This is a genomic window from Thermopolyspora flexuosa, assembly GCF_006716785.1.
Taxonomy (GTDB): domain Bacteria; phylum Actinomycetota; class Actinomycetes; order Streptosporangiales; family Streptosporangiaceae; genus Thermopolyspora; species Thermopolyspora flexuosa.
This window is the reverse complement of the sequence record NZ_VFPQ01000001.1, coordinates 4,337,475-4,357,040: the sequence shown is the minus strand read 5'-3', so window position 1 is coordinate 4,357,040 and position 19,566 is coordinate 4,337,475. Positions and strand designations below refer to the sequence as shown.

General features: G+C 72.1%; 17 protein-coding genes. 7 read left to right on the top strand and 10 right to left on the bottom strand.

Features of this window, described 5'->3' with window-relative positions; genetic code table 11:
* The first annotated feature begins 164 nt into the window (after nt 1–164).
* Nucleotides 165–827, top strand: coding sequence for a DsbA family oxidoreductase (locus FHX40_RS18500; RefSeq protein ID WP_142260791.1), 663 nt, complete (start codon nt 165–167; stop codon nt 825–827).
* A gap of 22 nt (nt 828–849) precedes the next feature.
* On the opposite strand, the gene FHX40_RS18495 is transcribed toward FHX40_RS18500, so the two are convergent.
* The 6 genes from FHX40_RS18495 to FHX40_RS18470 form a co-directional block, all read right to left on the bottom strand.
* Nucleotides 850–1,470: an L-threonylcarbamoyladenylate synthase gene (locus FHX40_RS18495; protein ID WP_142260790.1), complete on the bottom strand. Its 621-nt coding sequence runs from the start codon at nt 1,468–1,470 to the stop codon at nt 850–852.
* 290 nt (nt 1,471–1,760) lie between these two features.
* Nucleotides 1,761–2,621 carry an FAD binding domain-containing protein gene (locus FHX40_RS18490; RefSeq protein ID WP_142260789.1) on the bottom strand — a complete coding sequence of 287 codons (861 nt, stop codon included), beginning with the start codon at nt 2,619–2,621 and terminating at the stop codon, nt 1,761–1,763.
* Nucleotides 2,618–4,969, bottom strand: coding sequence for a xanthine dehydrogenase family protein molybdopterin-binding subunit (locus FHX40_RS18485; RefSeq protein ID WP_142260788.1), 2,352 nt, complete (start codon nt 4,967–4,969; stop codon nt 2,618–2,620). Before FHX40_RS18485 ends, FHX40_RS18490 begins: the two co-directional genes overlap by 4 nt.
* Nucleotides 4,966–5,451: a (2Fe-2S)-binding protein gene (locus FHX40_RS18480; protein WP_142260787.1), complete on the bottom strand. Its 486-nt coding sequence runs from the start codon at nt 5,449–5,451 to the stop codon at nt 4,966–4,968. The genes FHX40_RS18485 and FHX40_RS18480 overlap by 4 nt, the downstream gene beginning before the upstream one ends.
* Before the next feature lie 245 nt (nt 5,452–5,696).
* Nucleotides 5,697–5,996 carry a hypothetical protein gene (locus FHX40_RS25880; RefSeq protein WP_229789059.1) on the bottom strand — a complete coding sequence of 100 codons (300 nt, stop codon included), beginning with the start codon at nt 5,994–5,996 and terminating at the stop codon, nt 5,697–5,699.
* The gene (locus FHX40_RS18470; RefSeq protein WP_170198883.1) at nt 5,989–7,719 is read right to left on the bottom strand and encodes a PspC domain-containing protein; all 1,731 of its coding nucleotides are present in this window, start codon (nt 7,717–7,719) and stop codon (nt 5,989–5,991) included. Before FHX40_RS18470 ends, FHX40_RS25880 begins: the two co-directional genes overlap by 8 nt.
* A 137-nt stretch (nt 7,720–7,856) precedes the next feature.
* On the opposite strand from FHX40_RS18470, the gene FHX40_RS18465 reads away from it, so the two are divergent.
* The 5 genes from FHX40_RS18465 to FHX40_RS18445 all read left to right on the top strand — a co-directional run bounded on the left by FHX40_RS18465 (nt 7,857) and on the right by FHX40_RS18445 (nt 12,774).
* Complete coding sequence (locus tag FHX40_RS18465; protein ID WP_142260785.1) at nt 7,857–9,065, top strand: ATP-binding protein; 1,209 nt, start codon at nt 7,857–7,859, stop codon at nt 9,063–9,065.
* On the top strand, nt 9,062–9,697 hold the full coding sequence (locus FHX40_RS18460; RefSeq protein WP_142260784.1) for a response regulator: 636 nt from the start codon (nt 9,062–9,064) through the stop codon (nt 9,695–9,697). The genes FHX40_RS18465 and FHX40_RS18460 overlap by 4 nt, the downstream gene beginning before the upstream one ends.
* Before the next feature lie 91 nt (nt 9,698–9,788).
* Complete coding sequence (locus tag FHX40_RS18455; protein WP_229789058.1) at nt 9,789–10,559, top strand: neutral zinc metallopeptidase; 771 nt, start codon at nt 9,789–9,791, stop codon at nt 10,557–10,559.
* 176 nt (nt 10,560–10,735) lie between these two features.
* A complete protein-coding gene (locus FHX40_RS18450) occupies nt 10,736–11,458 on the top strand; it encodes a CPBP family intramembrane glutamic endopeptidase (protein ID WP_142260783.1) in 723 nt (240 codons plus the stop codon).
* Between the two features lie 164 nt (nt 11,459–11,622).
* Entirely contained in the window at nt 11,623–12,774 is a 1,152-nt protein-coding gene (locus FHX40_RS18445; RefSeq protein WP_142260782.1) for a hypothetical protein, read from the top strand.
* 105 nt (nt 12,775–12,879) lie between these two features.
* On the opposite strand, the gene FHX40_RS18440 is transcribed toward FHX40_RS18445, so the two are convergent.
* The gene (locus tag FHX40_RS18440) at nt 12,880–13,596 is read right to left on the bottom strand and encodes a PIG-L deacetylase family protein (protein ID WP_211350311.1); all 717 of its coding nucleotides are present in this window, start codon (nt 13,594–13,596) and stop codon (nt 12,880–12,882) included.
* Nucleotides 13,597–13,661: 65 nt separating this feature from the next.
* Between FHX40_RS18440 and pcrA the strand changes: the two genes are divergently transcribed.
* Nucleotides 13,662–15,998 (top strand): DNA helicase PcrA, encoded by a 2,337-nt coding sequence (pcrA, locus tag FHX40_RS18435; protein WP_142260780.1) that lies wholly within the window; start codon nt 13,662–13,664, stop codon nt 15,996–15,998.
* 92 nt (nt 15,999–16,090) lie between these two features.
* Here pcrA and FHX40_RS18430 read toward each other — a convergent pair whose 3' ends face one another.
* The 3 genes from FHX40_RS18430 to FHX40_RS18420 form a co-directional block, all read right to left on the bottom strand.
* Nucleotides 16,091–16,969 carry a hypothetical protein gene (locus FHX40_RS18430; RefSeq protein WP_142260779.1) on the bottom strand — a complete coding sequence of 293 codons (879 nt, stop codon included), beginning with the start codon at nt 16,967–16,969 and terminating at the stop codon, nt 16,091–16,093.
* 99 nt (nt 16,970–17,068) lie between these two features.
* The gene (locus FHX40_RS18425; RefSeq protein ID WP_142260778.1) at nt 17,069–17,914 is read right to left on the bottom strand and encodes a hypothetical protein; all 846 of its coding nucleotides are present in this window, start codon (nt 17,912–17,914) and stop codon (nt 17,069–17,071) included.
* A 506-nt stretch (nt 17,915–18,420) separates the two neighbouring features.
* Nucleotides 18,421–19,395 (bottom strand): hypothetical protein, encoded by a 975-nt coding sequence (locus FHX40_RS18420; protein ID WP_142260777.1) that lies wholly within the window; start codon nt 19,393–19,395, stop codon nt 18,421–18,423.
* Between the last annotated feature and the right edge of the window lie 171 nt (nt 19,396–19,566).

Genomic DNA, 19,566 nt, shown 5'->3' with positions numbered 1-19,566 from the left:
TAGAGCAAGGTTAGTGCCGTTCGGGCCGTGCACGCTGTCAACCGTGCCGATTCGCATGGTGAAGATGGCCCGGTCCGGTCGCGCGGTGCACGATCCCCTAGAGTCAGTGTCGCCGCAAAATGCGGCAAAACGGGGCTGATGGCTCCGCGCGGAGGGAGACGCCGGTGCTTGTCGAGGTGTGGTCCGATTTCGTCTGCCCGTGGTGCTACATCGCCGGGAGCCGGCTGCGGCGGGCGCTCGCCGAGTACGAACGCGCGGACGAGGTGGAGGTCGAGTGGCGCAGCTTCCTGCTCGACCCGACGCACCGCAGGGGCGTCCGCAAGGGCGTGCACGAGATGCTCACCGAGAAGACCGGCGCCTCGCTCGACGACGTGCGCGCGATGACCGACCGGGTGCGCGGCCTCGCGGCCGAGGAGGGGCTCGTCTACGACGTGGAGCGCGCGGTCGTGGTCAACACCGTCGACGCCCACCGGCTGTACCACCTCGCCAAGGCGCACGGCGTCGCCGACCAGGTCCACCGGCGGCTGATGCGCGCCCACTTCGCCGAGGGTGAGCTGCTCGACGACATCGACACCCTGGTACGGCTCGGCGCCGAGGCCGGCGTGCCCGAGGAGGAGGCGCGCCGCGCGCTCACCGGCGACGACCACGCCCGCGACGTCAAGCTCGACGTGCGCCAGGCCCGGGTGTACGGCATCGGCGGCGTGCCGTTCTTCGTGCTCGACCGCACCTACGCGGTATCCGGCGCGCAGCCGGTCGAGGTGCTGCTCTCCGCGCTGCGCACCGCGCACACCGCCGGGGACGCCGCGGCGGACGCGCCGGCCGGCTGACCGCCCGGCCGTACCCGTCGGGCTACTCGAACGGTGCCGGGTCCCCGGTGCCCCGGCGCAGGATCTCCGGCTCCTCCCGGGAGAGGTCGACGACCGTGGTCGGCTCGGCGCCGCAGTCCCCGGAGTCGAGCACCGCGTCGAGCAGGTGGTCGAGCCGTTCCTTGATCTCCCAGCCCTGGGTGAGCGGCTCGGACTCGCCCGGCAGCAGCAGCGTGCTCGACACCAGCGGCTCACCGAGCTCGGCGAGCAGCGCCTGGGCCACCCGGTGGTCCGGGATGCGCACGCCCACCGTCTTCTTCTTCGGGTGGAGCAGCCGCCGCGGCACCTCCTTGGTGGCGGGGAGGATGAACGTGTAGCCGCCCGGGGTCACCGACTTGACCATCCGGAACCGCGAGTTGTTCAACTGGACGAACTGCCCGAACTGCGCGAAGTCCCGGCACACCAGGGTGAAGTGGTGGTCGCTGCCGAGGTGCCGGATCTCCCGGATGCGCTCGATGCCCTTGCGGTTCCCCAGCCGGCAGCCCAGCGCGTAGCTCGAGTCCGTCGGGTAGGCGATCAGCCCGTCCTCGTTGAGCAGATCGACCACCTGGCGGATCGCCCGCGGCTGCGGGTCCACCGGATGCACGTCGAAGTATCTGGCCATGCCATCGAGCTTAGGAACGTCCACGTCCCCTCCCGGTCTGTGCATCGGTGCCCTGGGCACCGGGGTGTGCCGGACCGGCGCCCCGGCCCGCCACGGGGTACGGCGGGCGGCCCCGGCGGGGGAGACCGGCCGGGGAAAAGGAACGCGTGGTCGCGGCCTGGCCGCGACCACGCGTCCTCGCAGCGCCGTGCTTCCCTCGCCGTGTGTTCTCTTTGCCGTCTTCTTTGCCCGGTTTTCCGCTGCTTGCTCTTTGCCCTCTCCTCCTTTGACCCTTTCTTTGCCGTGCCGGGCTAGGCGGCGGCCGCGGCCATGAGGGCGCGGTGGGTGAGGACCTGCGCGAGGTGCCGGCGGTAGTCGGGCCCACCGTGCAGGTCGGAGGGCGGGTCGGTGTTCTCGGCCGCGTGGGCGGCGGCGCTCCGCAGCGCCGAGGTGTCGGTGACGGCGGCCCCGCGGACGGCCTCCTCCACGGCGGCGGCGCGCACCGGCCGGGTGGCCATGTTGGTGAGGCCGATGCGGGCCTCCTCGACCGTGCCGTTCGACCGCCGGACCGCCGCGGCCACGCCGACGATCGCCCACGCCTGGGCGGTGCGGTGGAACTTCTCGTAGTGGAAGCCCCAGCCCGGGCCGAGCTTCGGCACCTGGACGCCGACGAGGATCTCGCCGGGGGCGAGCGCCGTCTCCAGGTAGTCGACGAAGAACTCGGACGCCGGGATCACCCGCTCGCCGTCCCGGGACCGGGCGACCATGCGCATGTCGAGCGCGACCGCCACCGCGGGCAGGTCACCGGCCGGGTCGGCGTGGGCGAGCGCGCCGCCGAGCGTGCCGCGGTGCCGTACCGCGGGGTCGGCGACGGTGGCCGTGGCGAGCGCGACCAGCGGGCACTCGGCCCGCACGACCTCCGAGTGGAGCACCTCGTCGTGCGTGGTCATCGCGCCGATGAACACGTGGTCGCCCGCGTCGCGCACGCCGCGCAGCTCGGGCACCCGGCCGATGTCGACGAGGGTGGAGGGGTAGGCGAGGCGCAGCCGCAGCAGCGGCAGCAGCGACTGGCCCCCCGCGAGGACCTTGGCGTCCTCGCCCGCGTCGGCGAGCGCGGCCACCGCCTCGTCGAGCGAGCCGGGCCGAACGTAGTCGAACGGTGCCGGGATCATGAGGCGGCCCCTTCCTGTACGGCCCGCCACACCCGCTCGGGTGTGCACGGCATCGGTACGTCGTGGACCCCGTACGGCCGGAGCGCGTCCACGATCGCGTTCACCACGGCGGGCGTGGACGCGATCGTGCCGGCCTCGCCGACGCCCTTGACGCCCAGCGGGTTCGAGGTCGCCGGGGTCTCGGTGCGGTCGGTGACGAAGTCGGGCAGGTCGGCCGCGGACGGCAGCAGGTAGTCGGCCATCGTCGTGGTGATCAGGTTGCCCTCGGAGTCGTAGACCGCCTCCTCGAACAGCGCCTGGCCGATGCCCTGCGCGATGCCGCCGTGCACCTGGCCCTCGACGATCAGCGGGTTCACCACCCGGCCGACGTCGTCGACCGCCACGTACGACCGGATCTTCACCGCGCCGGTCTCGGTGTCCACCTCGACCGCGCACAGGTGGGTGCCGTGCGGGAAGGAGAAGTTCTCCGGGTCGAACGTGGCGCTCGCGTCCAGCCGCGGCTCCACGCCGTCGGGCAGGTTGTGCGCGGCGAACGTGGCGAGCGCGATCTCCTGGATCGTCTTGCCGGACTGGGTGCCGCGCACCCGGAAGACGCCGCGGTCGAACTCGATGTCGTCCGGGGACGCCTCGAGCAGGTGCGCCGCGATCTGCCTGGCCTTCTCCCGCACCTTCTCGCACGCCCGCACGATCGCGATGCCGCCGACCGCGAGCGAGCGCGAGCCGTACGTGTCCATGCCCTTGTGCGAGGAGGCGGTGTCGCCGTGGATCACGGTGACGTCCTCGAACGGCACGCCGAGCTGGTCGGCGACGATCTGGCTCCACGCGGTCTCGTGGCCCTGCCCGTGCGGGCTGCTGCCGGTGACCACCTCGACCTTGCCGGTGGGCAGCACGCGCACGTCCGCGTGCTCCCAGCCGCCCGCGCCGTACGACAGCGAGCCGAGCACCCGGCTCGGCGCGAGGCCGCACATCTCGGTGTACGTCGAGATGCCGATGCCGAGCTGCACCGGGTCCTTGCGCTCGCGGCGGTCGGCCTGCTCGGCGCGGAGCTTGTCGTAGCCGAACAGCGCGAGCGCCTTCTCGGTCGCCGCCTCGTAGTTGCCCGAGTCGTAGGTGAGCCCGCAGATCGTGGTGTACGGGAACTCCTCGTGCCGGATCCAGTTGCGCCGCCGCAGTTCGATCGGGTCGATGCCGAGCTCGTGGGCGAGCTCGTCCATGGCGCGCTCCAATGCGTACGTCGCCTCGGGGCGGCCCGCGCCGCGGTAGGCGTCGGTCGGCATCTTGGTGGTGAAGACGCCCGTGCAGGTGAAGTCGTAGGCGTCCATCTTGTAGATGCCGTTGTACATGAACGCGCCGAGCAGCGGCACGCCCGGGGTGACGAGCATGAGGTACGCGCCCATGTCGGCGAGCAGGTTCACCCGGATGCCGCGGATCCGGCCGTCCCGCTCGGCCGCGATCTCGATGTGCTGGAGCTGGTCGCGGCCGTGGTGCACGGTGAGGTTGCCCTCGGTGCGCGACTCGGTCCACTTCACCGGTTTGCCGAGCCGGCGGCAGATCAGCAGGCACAGCACCTCCTCGGCGGTGACCTGCAGCTTCGAGCCGAAGCCGCCGCCGACGTCGGGCGCGATCACCCGCAACCGGTGCTCGGGGATACCGGTGGTGAGGGCGAGCATCACCCGGAGGATGTGCGGGATCTGGGTGGCCGAGTAGAGCGTGAACGTCTCGCCGTCGGTGTCCACGACCACCGCCCGCGGCTCCATCGCGCTCGGGATGAGCCGCTGCTGGCGGTAACGCCGGTCGATCACCACGGGCGCGTCGCGGAACGCCGCCTCGACGTCACCGTTGGAGAACTTCCAGGTGAACGCCTTGTTCCCGGCCTCGTGGACCTTCGGCGACTCCGGCTTGAGCGCCTCGTTCATGTCGAGCACGGGCGGCAGCGGCTCGTACTCGACCTCGATCGCCTCGAGGGCGTCCGCGGCCCGGTAGCGGTCGGTGGCGACCACGCAGGCGACCGCCTCGCCGACGTACCGGACCGTGTCCACCGCCATCGGCGGGTGGTCGGGGTGCACCATGTCCTCGGTGACCGGCCAGGCGCACGGCAGGCTGCCCTGCTCCTCGGCGAAGTCCCGGCCGCTGAACGCGGCGACCACGCCCGGCTTCTCGCGGGCCGCCGACACGTCCACCCGGGTGATGCGGGCGTGCGCCATCGGGCTGCGCAGGAACGCCACGTACAGCATCCCGGGGAGCTGGATGTTGTCGGTCCACCGGGTACGGCCGGTGACCAGCCGGGTGTCCTCCTTGCGGCGGCGCGCCCGGCCCACCTCGGGTACGGTCTCGAGCGTCTCGGTCACGTGGCGCTCACCTCCCGCCCGCTCATCTCGGCGGCCGCGCGCCGTACGGCCCGCACGATGTTGCAGTAGCCCGTGCACCGGCACAGGTTGCCCTCAAGGCCCTTGCGGATGGCGTCGTCGGACGGGTCGGGGTTCTCCCGCAGCAGGTCGAGCGACGCCATGATCATGCCTGGAGTGCAGTAGCCGCACTGGAGCGCGTGTTCTTCGTGGAAGGCCTTCTGCAGGGGGTGCCAGGTCCCGTCCGTGGACAGGCCCTCGATGGTGACGATGTCGGACTGGTCGGCCTGGACGGCGAGCACCGAGCAGCTCTTCACGCTCTTGCCGTCCATGAGGACCGTGCAGGCGCCGCAGTTGGATGTGTCGCAGCCGATCGGGGTGCCGGTCTTCCCGAGCCGGTCGCGCAGCAGGTGAACGAGGAGAAGCCGCGGCTCGACCTCCACCTCGTGTGTGATGCCGTCAACGGTGACGGTGATCTGGGGCATACGTCCTCCAGGCGATCAATGGGTGGTGACGCGGACGTACGGCACGGCACGGCGGACCCCGGATCTGCCACCCGGAGGTGGGGCGCAACTCTCCCATAGCGCACCAACCGTGGCGAATGTGAGATTTCTAACACCCCAACGGTATTCAGCTGTTGCAGAGCGTCAACCCCTGAACGCATGTGAAAAGACGCCGGTCCCGATGGGGAACCGGCGTCCGCACGACGGTGGTCGTCGCGGCCGGGCGCTCAGCGGCGGCCCCGGGCCGCGGTGACGATCACGGCGACGAGGCCCGCGAAGGCGAGGCCGGTGAGCAGCACCGCGAGCATGGTCACCGGGTCGGCGGGCGGCCCGGCGATGAACCGGACGCCCATGCCGATGAAGAGCAGCCCGCCGAGCAGCGACAGCCAGTCGGTGCGGTGCCGCAGCCGCCGCCGCTCGCCGCGCGGCTCGCCCGGGGACGCCCACTCCGGGCCCCACTCGTGGAACGCCGCCCACTCCGCCGCGGCCTCGGCGCGGCGGGCCGGCCGGTGGCGCCGCCTAGCCATGCCGTACCTCCACGTCCCCGAGGTCGGCCCGGATGTGCAGCTCGAACACCGGCGGCGGGCCGCCCGAATCCTCCTCGGGCTCGAGCACGGTGGTCACGGCGAGGTCGGTGCCGCCGCGCGTGGTGCGGCCCACGGTGACGTCGCCGATCCGGACCCGCACGTCCACCTCCGCCCGCGCGGCCGGCGGCACGATCACGCGCAGTTCGCCGACCGCGATCCGCAGGTCGAACCGGGTACGGCTGCCGGGCGCGGCCTCGATCTCGGTCAGGTCGAGCGTGCCGTCGCCGATGCCGATGTCGTACCGCTCGATCAGCGCCTCGGCCGTGGTCGCGGGCACCCAGGTGTAGCTGCCGATGCGGTGCGGCACCCCGCCCACCGCGGTGGACGCGATGAGCAGGCAGGACACGAGCGTGCCCGCGGCGATCAGCCCGACGCCGCGGCCGAACCACGCGGTCACGAGCAGCCCGGCGCCGATGGTGACGAGCACGGCCCCGCCGATGAGGGCGACGTTCGCCGTCGGCCCGGACGGCTGCGTGGCCGCCATGATCCCTCCAACGACTAGCGCGACAAGGATGGTGATCGTGCCCACGAAGGACCGCGGGCGCCTGGGGGCGGGGGGTGCCGGTGGCCCGGCCTGGCCGTACCCGGGACCCAGGCCGTGGCCCGGCCCGGCGGCCTCGAGGTCGAGCAGGGTGTCGTCGGGGTACCGGCCGGGGGAGTGGTAGGGGCCGTGCGGCGCGAACGGCTCGTGCGCGGCGTACCCGTAGCGCGCCTCGTCGGCGAGGTCCCTCAGCCGCCGGTAACCGTCGCCGGTGCCGCCGGCCGTGGCGCCCGCCGGGCTCGGCGGGGGCAGCACGACGGTCGGATCCGTGGCGCCGGGCGGCGGTGGCGCGGTACGGGCCGCGGAGCTCGCGGGCGCGGCGTCCGGGCTGTCCGGTACGGCGCCGCCGGGTGCGCCCGGGTGGTCCGGAGCGGTGCCGGCGGGCGCCTCGGGGGCCGCGCCCGGGACGGGCTCGGCGGGTGTCCCGGAGCGGGCCGGCTCCGGTGCGCCGGGCTCCTGCCGCGGGGCCGCGCCGTGCTCCGGCGCGGGGGCGGCGGCCGGGGCGTCGGGCGCGTCCGCCGGGTGCGGGGACGCCTGCCGCGGTGGGACCGCCGCCGCGGTCGGGTCCGCGTCCTGCGTCGTCGTGCCCCCGCCCGCCTGGGCCGCACCCGCCGGGGCCGCGGCGGCCACCCCGGCGTCCGGGATGCGCCCGGCACGGCGCCAGGCCGCGCGGGTCGGCAGCGAGCGGGCGACCGCGATCAGGTCCACGCCCCGGCCGCGCGCGGTGAGCAGGGCGATCGCGACCACGGTGCCGACGACGACGGTGCGCGGGCCGGTGGTGTCGGAGACCAGGTTCATCACCAGGCCGAAGGCGAGCACCGCGGCGAGCAGGGCGAGCACGGTCTGCGCGTCGAACCGGCGGCCGGTCCACTGCTCGGCGTACCCGGGGCCGCCGTCGTCGCGGCTCATCAGCAGGAACGCCGCGATATACAGGAAGAACCCGATGCCCGAGCCGAGGACGAGCACGGCGAAGCCCACCCGGATCAGCACCGGGTCGATCCCGGCGTACCGGCCCAGCCCTTCGCACACCCCGGTGAGCATGCGCCCCTCACCGGCGCGCCGCAGGGTGCCCTCGCCGGTCTCGGCGGGCCGGACGTCCGGTTCGGGCGTGGTCGTGCTCATCATGCCCCCTATCCTGCTCGGACCGGACGGGACGGGACCATCGGGGAGACCCCTGAGCCGTCCCGGAGAACCCAGGGAGCAGATCAGGGCGTCCCCTGATGCGCTACCGCCGCCTGACGTGTGACGATGCAGGGACCATGCCCGACAAGCCGCCGAAAACGCCGAAACCGCCTCCCGCCGCCGACGCGCCGTACCCGCGGCTGCGCCGGCCGGTCGAGGGCCGCCTGATCGCCGGGGTCGCGCAGGGCGTCGCCGACCACCTCCGGCTCGACCCGGTGGTGCTGCGGCTCGCCTTCGTGCTGCTCACCGTCGTCCAGGGCGTGGGCGTGGTCGCGTACGCGGCGCTGTGGCTGTTCACCCCCAGCGTGCCGCACACCGGCCCCAAGCCCGCCCGCGACTGGGTGCAGCTCACCGCCTACGCCGCGATCGGCATGGCGCTCACCGCGTTCACCTGGCTCACCGTCGGGACCCTGCGGGGGTTCGGCGCGTGGGCGATCGCCGTGGTCGGCATCGGCGGCCTCGTGCTGTGGCAGCAGGCCGACTCGGTGCGGCAGCGCTGGGTGAGCGGCGCGGTCCGCAAGGTCCGCCGCTCCTGGCTGCGCACCGCGTTCGGGCTGCTCCTCGTCGTCGTGGGCGCCATCGGCTTCCTCGCGGCGAGCGGCGAGCTCGCCGCCGCCCGGACCGGGCTGATGTTCACCGGCGTGGTGGTCGGCGGCATCGCGGTGATCGCCGCGCCGTGGATCACCGTGCTCGTCAAGGAGCTGCAGAACGAGCGCCGTGAGCGCATCCGGCAGGAGGAGCGCGCGGAGCTCGCCGCCCACGTGCACGACTCGGTGCTGCACACCCTCACCCTGATCCAGCGCAACGCGCACGATCCGCGCGAGGTGCTGCGGCTCGCCCGCGCCCAGGAGCGGGAGCTGCGCAACTGGCTCTACCAGCCCAAGGCCGACGCCGACCGCACCGTGGCCGCCGCGGTACGGCGGGTCGCGGCCGAGGTCGAGGACGAGCACGGGGTGCCGATCGAGGTGGTCTGCGTCGGCGACGCCGACCTGACGCCCCGGCTGAACGCGCTCGTGCAGGCGGCCCGGCAGGCGATGGTCAACGCGGCGAAATATTCTGAGGCGTCGGTCGTCTCGGTGTACGCGGAGGTGGAGCCCGACGAGGTCACCGTCTTCGTCCGCGACCGCGGCAAGGGGTTCGACCTCGACGCGGTGCCGCCGGACCGCATGGGCATCCGCGAGTCGATCATCGGGCGGATGGAGCGGAACGGCGGGGCCGCCCGGATCCGGACGGCTCCCGGCGAGGGCACCGAGGTGACGTTGACGATGAAGCGGGAGGAGCCATGACGACCAGGGTGCTGATCGTGGACGACCACCGGTTGTTCCGCGCCGGCGTGCGCGCCGAGCTGGGGCCGGAGGTGGAGGTCGTCGGCGAGGCCGGGGACGTCGACTCCGCGGTCGCGGCGATCGAGGAGCACAGGCCCGACGTCGTGCTCCTCGACGTGCACATGCCGGGCGGCGGCGGCGTGGAGGTGCTGCGCCGGGTGCTCGGCAAGGGCTCCTCGGTGCGGTTCCTCGCGCTGTCGGTGTCCGACGCGGCCGAGGACGTGATCGGCGTGATCCGGGCCGGCGCCCGCGGGTACGTCACCAAGACGATCAGCGGCAGGGAGCTGACCGACGCGATCCTCCGGGTCGCCGACGGGGACGCGGTGTTCTCGCCGCGGCTCGCCGGGTTCGTGCTCGACGCGTTCGCCTCCACCGAGGCGCCGCCGATCGACCCCGAGCTCGACTCGCTCACCCAGCGGGAGCGCGAGGTGCTGCGGCTCATCGCGCGCGGCTACGCGTACAAGGAGATCGCCAAGGAGCTGTTCATCTCGGTCAAGACCGTGGAGACCCACGTCTCCTCGGTGCTGCGCAAGCTCCAGCTCTCCAACCGCCACGAGCTGTCCCGCTGGGCCACCGCCCGCCGTCTCGTCTAGCTTCGCGCGGTTCCGTACGCGTCGTGTGGTTCGCTAGTCAAATATTGCGTTCTGCACGACATGTCCGAGACGGATGGGTCACGATTGATCCGTGAAGCCTCGTGGTTTAGCCCCCTTGGCGACCGCGCTCGCCGCGGCCGTCGCGGTCGCCTGCGCTCCGATACCCGGCTTCGAGGACGTCCTGGGTGACCCCCGCAACGCCGCGCGGGTCGACGAGGGGGAGTTCGAGGAGGCGAACTCGGCCCGCGAGGGGGGTTCGCTGACGCGGAAGTCGACCACCCTGGCGGGCGACAACTTCGCCGAGGACGTCGTGCTGGCGCGCACGCTCACCGAGGAGTACTGGGAGCAGCAGTTCGCCGCCGACGGACGCGAGTACCGGCCGATCCAGCGCTTCATCCCGTACGTCGGCCGGAACGGCCCCGCCTGCGGTGACCAGGAGGCCGTGCCGGAGAACGCCTTCTACTGCCCGATCGGGCACTTCGTCGCCTTCGACGAGCGGTGGCTCGAGGAGCTGTACGACGAGATCGGTGACGGCGCGGTCTACGTGATCATCCCGCACGAGATCGGCCACGCCGTACAGGCGCAGCTCACCACGGACTTCCGGCTCAACAAGAACCGGGAGCTGCAGGCCGACTGCTACGCGGGCGCGGTGATCGGCTGGCTGGTGCAGGCCGGCCGGCTCACCAAGGAGGAGGGCGACGACGAGGAGCTGTTCGCGAACCTCGCCGCGGCGGGCGACCCCACCGACGAGTGGTGGCGCCCGGACGCCCACGGCACCGGCCCGGAGCGGCAGGCGGCCTTCCAGGCCGGTCAGAGCCAGGGCATCTCGGCCTGCGCGAAGTTCGGCGACCCGGTGCCCTGATCCGCCCGGCGCCCGCGCCGCCGGCCGGTCCGCACGGCACGCCCGGCCGGCGCTGTCTCGTTCGTGCGCGCAGGACCGCACGCGTGGCCGTGCACACGGGCGCCGTGCACGGCGCCGCCCACATCGGCGCGTGCGGGTCCGCGCGTTCCGGCGCGCGGCGATGTTGACTGGAAGGCATGCTGCCGATCATCGCCGTGCTGGCGGCCGCGAACGTGCTCAACAACCGGGTCGCCCCGCGCCTCGCGCCGCTGACCTCCGCCGCCGCCACCGGCGCGCTGGTCGCGCTCGCCCGCCGGCGCGGGCTCTCCTGGCGCGACATGGGGTTCACCGACGGGCGGCGCGGCGCCCTCGCCGGCGCGGCGCTCGCGGCCGGTGTCGCCGCCGGGTACGCCGCCGCCGTGGCCCATCCGCGCGTCCGGCCGCTGCTGTACGACGAGCGCGCCCTCGGCATCTCCCGCGCCCGGCTCGCCGAGGAGATCCTGCTCCAGGTGCCGGTCGGCACCGTGCTGCTGGAGGAGGTCGGCTTCCGCGGCGTGGTGTACGGGCTGGTCGAGCGCTCGCGCGGGCGCCTGGCCGCCACCGCGGTCTCCTCCGGCCTGTTCGGCCTGTGGCACGTGCTGCCCGCGATCGCGATGGCCCGCGCCAATCCCGCGGTCGCCACCCTCGCCACCAAAACGCCCAAACGGGGCAAAAGCGACACGGGTGCGGATGAAAACTCCATGAAAATGGGTGTGGTTAATTGCACCGTTGGCACGGTGCTTGCCACCGCCGGGGCCGGGGTGATCTTTTCCGAGCTGCGCCGGAGGTACGGGCTTCTCGCCCCGGCGATGCTGCATTCGGCCACCAACGCATTTGGGTATGTGACGTCCCGGATCGCCCGAAGGTTGCCTCGCAACTGAATTGCCACGCATTGCGACGGGACAATCACAGGTAAAAGCCTCACATCCCTGGTAATTTTCTGGTAAAAATCTTTTACCGGGACTTTGCCGGAGTCCGGCCCGGAGTTGTCGGCACGGCGACCGTCCCTTCGCACTGCAACTCGACGATTGGAGTTCGCACCCTCATGAAGTCGACGAACGTCCGCAGGTTCGCGGCGGCCGGCGTCGGTGCGGCGATGCTCACCACCGGGCTGATCGGCCTGTCGGCCACGCCCGCGTCGGCGAGCACCACCGACTGGCGCACGCCCAAGGCCTTCGTGACCGCCCCCGAGGCGACGCCCAAGCACTACGTCGGTGCCTGCCCGGCCACGGTCTCCTTCGAGTCGAAGATCAAGGTCCGGGTCAAGGGCACCACGAAGGTGGCCTACCAGTGGCTGCACGGTGACGGCTCGAAGAGCAAGGTCAAGGTCGTGACCGTGCGCGGCCACGGCGTCAAGACCATCACCGTCAAGGAGGACGCCACCTTCTCCCGCAGCATCCGGGGCTGGCAGGCCCTCCGGGTGCTCGCCCCGTTCAAGGCGACCACCGCCAAGACCCACTTCTCCGTCGCCTGCGCGCCGAAGCGGGCCAAGAAGCCGGCCGTCGCCAAGGCCTTCGTGGACGTGGAGAACTTCCACGGCGTCTGCACGCCGTCCCGGCGGGTCATGGCCGAGGGTGTGATCCGGGTCAGCCGGCCGACGTCGGTGACGTACCGGTGGATCCACAACGGCAAGGTCGTGGACTGGGGCCGGACCAAGGTGTGGGGTGCCAAGAAGGTGTCCTACTCCTTCGCTCCGGGGCGCAGCCACCGTGGCTGGGTGAAGCTGGACATCGTTCACCCGCGCCGCGCCAAGGGCGACGCTGACTCCTACGTGGTGAACTGCGTCCGCCCGGGCGGCCACCACAAGCCGGGCAAGCCGCACCACCCGCGGCCCGAGCACCCCAAGCCGCGCCTCCCCAAGCCGGCGCCGGCCACGACCGCGCAGGTCGCGGGCATCAGCGTGTCCCCGGACAACTCCTCCTGCGTGGGCACCAAGGGTCCGCGGGTGAACTTCACGGGTCGGATCTCGATCAGCGGCCCCGGCACGTTCTCCTACCGCTGGACCGCCAACGGCGTCTCCAAGAGCGGCAGCATGAGGGTGAACCACGCCGGGACCTACCCGGTCTCCTTCTCGATCGACGGTGACCCGCACGGGTCGAAGACCTACGGCACGGTGACGCTCGAGGTCACCTCGCCGAACGCGTCGAGCGCGTCGGAGTCGTTCTCCTTCAGCTGCCCGCAGCCGAAGGACGCCTGACGACCGTCCGCGCGATCCCAGGTTTCACTCGCGCCTGACGGGCCCCGGCCGGGCTTCCCGGCCGGGGTTTTCCCTTTCCCGCCCCTGCCGCCCGCCGTACCGCGGTCAGGCCGTGTCGACCACCTGGAACAGCTCGGCGTACCGGCCCTCGGGCAGCCCGAACTCGGCGGCGTTCGCCGCGAGGTTGCGGCGGACCCAGTCCTCGAGGTCCGGGCGGTGGGCGGTCTGGCTCTTGTGCGCCCGCAGCGCCGCGAGCTTGCGGTCGAGCGTCTCGGTGACGTCCACGGCGTGGTCGGGGGTCGGGCTGGTCAGCCACACCTCGCGTACCGTCCACGCCTCGAGCCCCTCCTCCTCGAGCAGCTCGGGGAAGGCGTACGGGTTGCGCGCGTCCGGGTAGACGGCGTCGAGCGTCGCCCCGCCCACCACCCGGTGGTCGGGGTGGCTGCGGCCGATGCGCCGGTAGTCCCGCTCCGGGCTCATCGTGATGACGCGGTCCGGGCGCACCTGCCGGATGACCCGGGCGATGTCCCGCCGCAGCGCGAGCGACGGCTCCAGCCTGCCGTCCGGGTAGCCGAGGAACCGTACGTCGGTCACGCCGACGCACGCGGCCGCCGCGAGCTGCTCGGCCCGCCGCAGCTCGGCCATGCCGCCGTTGTCGACCTCGCGGTCGAAGCCGCCGGCGTCCCCGTCGGTCACCACCAGGTAGACCACCTCGACGCCCCTGCCGGTGAGCGTGGCGATCGTCCCGGCGGCGGAGAAGTCGACGTCGTCCGGGTGGGCGGTCACCGCGAGCACCCGGCGCACCTCAGCGTCATCCAGCACCTTTACCTCCTCTTTGCGCACCATAACCGGTGCGTTACGTCCGGAATTCCGGTGGTCCGGCGCGGATGATCACAGGGATTCGAAAGGGTTTTCGCGCGACGGGCGCGACCCCGGTGGCCCGCGGCCATAACCTAGGGGACGTGCCGACCGGAACTTCCCACGCTTCGCCCCTCCTCGACGGACTCAACCCGCAGCAGCGCGAGGCCGTGCTCCACCAGGGCTCGCCGCTGCTCATCGTCGCCGGTGCCGGGTCCGGCAAGACGAGGGTGCTCACCCACCGCATCGCCTACCTGCTCGCCGAGCGTGACGTGCATCCGGGGGAGATCCTCGCGATCACGTTCACCAACAAGGCCGCCCGGGAGATGAAGGAGCGCGTCGAGCGGCTCGTCGGCCCGCGGTCGAAGGCGATGTGGGTGATGACCTTCCACAGCGCCTGCGTGCGCATCCTGCGCCGGGAGGCGAAGCGGCTGGGGTTCCCCGGCGGCTTCTCCATCTACGACCAGGCCGACGCCCAGCGGCTGATGGCGCTGGTCTGCCGGGAGCTCGACCTCGACCCCAAGCGCTACCCGCCGCGCTCGTTCTCCGCGCAGGTGAGCGCGATGAAGAACGAGCTGGTCGACTACGAGACCGCGGCGAACCGGGCCCGCACCCACCTGGAGAAGACGCTCGCCGAGGCGTACGCGGCCTACCAGCGGCGGCTCACCGAGGCCGGGGCGATGGACTTCGACGACCTGATCATGCTCACGGTCTCGCTGTTCCAGCTCTTCCCGGACGTGGCCGAGCACTACCGCCGCCGGTTCCGGCACGTGCTCGTCGACGAGTACCAGGACACCAACCACGCGCAGTACGTGCTCATCCGCGAGCTGGTCGGGCGGCCGGAGCGGCGCACCGCCGACGGCGAGCCGGTGCTCGAGGGCGGCGGCGACGGGGTGGAGCCCGCCGAGCTGTGCGTGGTGGGCGACGCCGACCAGTCGATCTACGCGTTCCGCGGCGCGACGATCCGCAACATCCTCGAGTTCGAGCGCGACTTCCCGGACGCGCGCACGATCATGCTGGAGCAGAACTACCGCTCCACCCAGACGATCCTCGACGCGGCGAACGCGGTGATCTCCCACAACACCGGGCGCAAGCCCAAGAACCTCTGGTCCGACCAGGGGCCGGGCCCGAAGATCGTCGGGTACGTCGCGGACAACGAGCACGACGAGGCGATGTTCGTCGCCGAGGAGGTGGACCGGCTCGCCGACGAGGAGGGGGTACGGCCCGGCGACGTCGCGGTGTTCTACCGCACCAACGCGGCCTCCCGGGTGTTCGAGGAGATCTTCATCCGCACCGGCCTGCCGTACAAGGTGGTCGGCGGCGTGCGCTTCTACGAGCGCAAGGAGGTCCGCGACCTGCTCGCCTACCTGCGGGTGCTCGCCAACCCCAACGACACGGTGTCGCTGCGGCGCATCCTCAACGTGCCCAAGCGGGGCATCGGCGAGCGGGCCGAGGCGATGCTGGAGGCGTTCTCCGCGCGGGAGCGCGTCCCGTTCTGGGAGGCGATGCGGCGCGCCGAGGAGGTGCCCGGGCTCGCCACCCGCTCGATCAACGCGATCCGGGAGTTCACCGAGCTGCTCGAGGAGCTGCGCCGCAAGGAGCTGCCGGTCGCCGAGCTCGCCGAGGAGGTGCTCACCGCCACCGGGTACCGGGCCGAGCTGGAGAACTCCGAGGACCCGCAGGACGCGAGCCGGCTGGAGAACCTCAACGAGCTGATCGCGGTCGCCCAGGAGTTCCAGGAGGCGAACCCCGAGGGCGGGCTCGTCGACTTCCTCGAGCAGGTGTCCCTCGTCGCCGACGCCGACCAGGTGCCGGACAACGACGACGGGCAGGGCGTGGTCACGCTGATGACCCTGCACACCGCCAAGGGCCTGGAGTTCCCCGTGGTGTTCCTCACCGGCCTGGAGGACGGGGTCTTCCCGCACCTGCGCTCGCTCGGCGAGCCGCAGGAGCTGGAGGAGGAGCGCCGCCTCGCCTACGTCGGCATCACCCGGGCGCGGCGCCGCCTCTACCTGTCCCGGGCCCTGGTGCGCAGCGCGTGGGGGGCGCCGTCGTTCAACCCGGCCTCCCGGTTCCTCGCCGAGGTGCCCGAGGAGCTGATCGAGTGGCGTACCGACCCGGGCAAGACCGTCACCACGGCGGCGACCGCCCGCGAGACCCGGGCCCCGGCGGCGGCACCGCCGCGGCGGGGCGGCCGGACGGTGCCGAACCTCGCGCCCGGGGACCGGGTCAACCACGACAAGTTCGGCCTCGGCACGGTGCTGTCCGTGGACGGCGCGGGGGACAAGACGAGCGCGAAGATCGACTTCGGCAGCCTGGGGGTGAAGACCCTGCTGCTCGCCTACGCGCCCATCGAGAAGCTCTGACCGCCCCGGAAACGTGACGGGCCCCGGCGGGCCGGAACGGCCGCCGGGGCCCGGGTGTGACTCGTCACCTGCGGTCGGTCACCGCTGGGACGTCACTCCGCGATGGTGTCGAGCTTCAGGCCCTTGAACGGGTCGGCGAACGGGATGAGGACCTCCTCGATGTCCCCGCTCGTCAGCTCCTTGAGGTCGATCACCTGGTCGGCGGGCGGCGCCGTGATCTTGACCTTGGTGCCCCAGCCGCTGTAGCGGACGTCGTCGAGGAGCTTCACCGAGCCGACCTTCTTGTCCTCGAACAGCACGAGCTCCGTGGAGAGCCGGCGGGGGAGCCCGTCACGGCCGCCGACGTAGAGCTTCCAGCGGATGAAGGGCGGCTTGATGCCCTTGGCACCCTTGAGCGCGGTGTCGAAGTCGCGAAGGTTCGGGGAGACCTTGGCGAGCCGGCTGACCGGGATCGTGCCCCGGTAGGCCACGGTCCGCACGCCGTCCAGCCTGCCGCCGGAAACCTTGGACTTGGCGCCGGCCAGCAGGACCTTCAGCACCTTGGGGTTGGTCCCGTCGACGGTCGACAGGCCGCGCAGGGACGCGAACTCCGTGGTGCTCACCCACGTCTTGCCCTCGGGCAGCTCGTCCTTGAGCAGCGGGCTCTGCAGGTAGTGCTCCTTGCCGCCCGCGCGGAGGATGCGCAGCTTGACGCTCTCCTTGTCGACGACGATCCGGCCCGTCACGTCGTAGAACTCCTTGCGGCGGGGGTCGAGCCTGACCACGCCGACCTGCTTCGCGGTCAGGAGGGTCTTCCCGTCGACCGTGACCCGGGTGGTCTCGTTGATCCGCACGCCGCTCTTCTTGGCGACCTGCTTCTGGACCGCGGCCACCGGGTTGCGCGGCGCGGCCTGGGCGGCCGCCGGGGTCGCGGCGGCCACCAGCGTGGGTGCGATGAGCGTGGCGGCGAGCACCGCCAGGAATCTCTTCATGGTGTCCTTTCACGGGGTACGGCGAGCGGGACGCGTCGGCCGCGTCGGCGCGCCGTACGGATGTCGTCGGGGTGAGTGCGGGTGTCGTCCCGCGAACGGTCACTTCACAGGGAGCGGGGGCTTGATCTCGGATTTGGGTATCTGGATGACCTCGTGGTCCGCCGGAGGTTTGATCGAGATCTTCCTGCCCCACCGGGTGAACGTGCTGTCGGCGGTGAACCTGCCCTTGGTCACGCCGAGCGCGGCCGGCGACCACGAGGAGACCACGCGGCGCGGCAGCCCGTCCGCGCCGACGTACAGCTTCCAGTCGACCGTGGTCTTCGCCAGCCTCGGGGTGGGTTTGGTCAGCAGCGCGTCACGCAGCCAGGGGGAGACCCGGTACAGCCGGCCGATCGTCACCTTGCCCTGGTAGAGCGTGGTCCTCGTGCCGCCCACCACCCCGCCGGGGCGCTTGGACCTGCTCTGCGCGAGCAGGGTCTTGAGCGTGGCGGGCTCGGTGGGGTTGACGAGCTGACCGAGCACGCCGTACAGGCCGGTGGCGGGTCCGTCCTTCACCTGCGCCCACGGCCGGCGCTCACGGTGGCGGAGGACGAGTTCCACGTTGCGGAGGTAGGCGGTGCGGCCGATCTTCACCGTCTCCTCGGGCAGCGCCTCGAGCAGGGGGTTCTCGCGCAGGCTCGGGAGTTCCACGCGAAGGCCGGTGGACAGGCGGCTCGCGGCGAGGCCGGACCGGCCGAACCGGAAGGCGCCGGTGGTGGTGGCGATGCGCTTGTTCCGCAGCGTGGTGCGGGACGTGTACGTCACGCCGCCGCCGGCGGTGAGCTGCTTGCGCAGCGCGGTTAGCGGGTCGGGGGTGGGTTTCGCGTGTGCAGGGGAGGCCACCGCCACGGGCGCGAACAGCGCCGCGACGGCGAGCGCGGCTAATTTGGGCGTGACACGCCTCATCTGGGGGGTTTCCTCTCGAATTCTCGCCTGCTCTCCTGCGCTGCGCAGTCTGCCGAACGAAGATCACGAGTCAATGTCAAAACGGAAAACATCGGCAGTAATTTAATCTTTGACGAATGTGCGGGTAAATGACGAAAGTCATCCGGAGGAAATGACGAACGTCACTGTGTGGCGAATCCGGATACCGTTTGGCGGCGCGATATCGAAATCGCGCGTGCGCATGACGTGACGGCGGCCGGCGGTGTGCTGAAACGGCAAGGTCGTGCCGGGCGTCGCGGGCGGTGAATCCGCGGGGCCGCGACGGGGAGGGCGGCGGGGACGCGGATGCGCCGGTGGCCTGGGATACAGGCGTGACGGGACGCGCGCCTCGCTCCGGCCGGTTCGTGAGGGGTTTCGTGGCGGCGGGCCGCGTTCCGTGGCGGTGGCCGGAGGTCGCGCGGCGCCCGAATCGTCCGGGAGTGACGGCGCGCCGGGTCACTCCCGGACGTCATCGAGCGCCGCGAAGGTCACCGGCCGAGCGGGGAGGCCGTGGTGAGGTGACGGGGGTCGACCCGGACGATCTGGTCGTCGGCCGGGGGCTTGACGCGGACGTTCGCGGCCCACGAGGTGAACCGGCTGTCCACGGTGAACTTCTGCGAGCCCAGGCCGAGGGCGGCCGGGGACCAGGAGGTCACGATCCGGCGGGGCAGGCCGTCCTTGCCGACGTACAGCGCCCAGTCGATCGCGGTGTTCGCGGCCTTGGGGGCGGACTTCAGCGGCAGCGTGGCGCGCAGCCACGGGGAGACCTTGTGCAGCCGCCCGATCGTCACCGTGCCGCGGTAGACCGTGGTCTTCGCGCCGTCCAGCACCACGCCGGAGCGGGTGGACTTGGTGGTGGCGAGCAGGGCCTTCAGCGTGCCGGGCTCGGCGGGGTTGACGAGCTGCCCGAAGACGCCGAGCGCGCCGGCGACCGGGCCGTTACGCGTCTCGATCCACGCCCGGCCGCTGGTGAGGGGATCGGTGAGCAGGGCGGCCTCCGGGCCGTTCTCCTCCACCAGCGGGCGGTCCGTGGGGAGGTTCTTGCGGAGCAGCGGGCTGTTCAGGTACGTGACGTCGCCGATCTTGATCGTGCGCTCGGGCTTCACGGCGAGCCCGGCGTCCTCACCGAGGGCGGCCGCCTTCACGGTGAGGCGGGAGGTGACGTCGCTGGCGGCGAGCCCGGACCGGTCGAGCCGGAAGGTGGCGGAGGTGGTCGCGACGACCGTGCCCTGCACCGTCGTGGCGGAGCGGTACGTCACGCCGGCCCCGGCGGCGAGCCGCCCGCCGACCGCGGCGACCGGGTCGGGCGTGGTGCTCTTCGACTTCTTCGCGTTCTTCGCGGTGGCCTGCGGCGCCGCCTGCTTCGTCTCCGGGCGGTCCGCGTCCGCGTACGCCGCGGCCGCCGTGGGCGTGATCAGCGCGGCGGCGGCGGCACAGGCCAGTCCAGCCGTCAGGCGCCTCATATCGGGATTCCTCTCGAAAGCTCATATGCCGACGTCGGTAGAGAGTGGGCGGGAGTCTGCCATACCAAGATCACAGTGATGTATCGGGCGTATGTGACGTCCGATGTTGGACGCGACTTATGACTGAAATGTCGTGAATAGCAGAATTCCCGGCGAAGCGGCAGGCGCCGC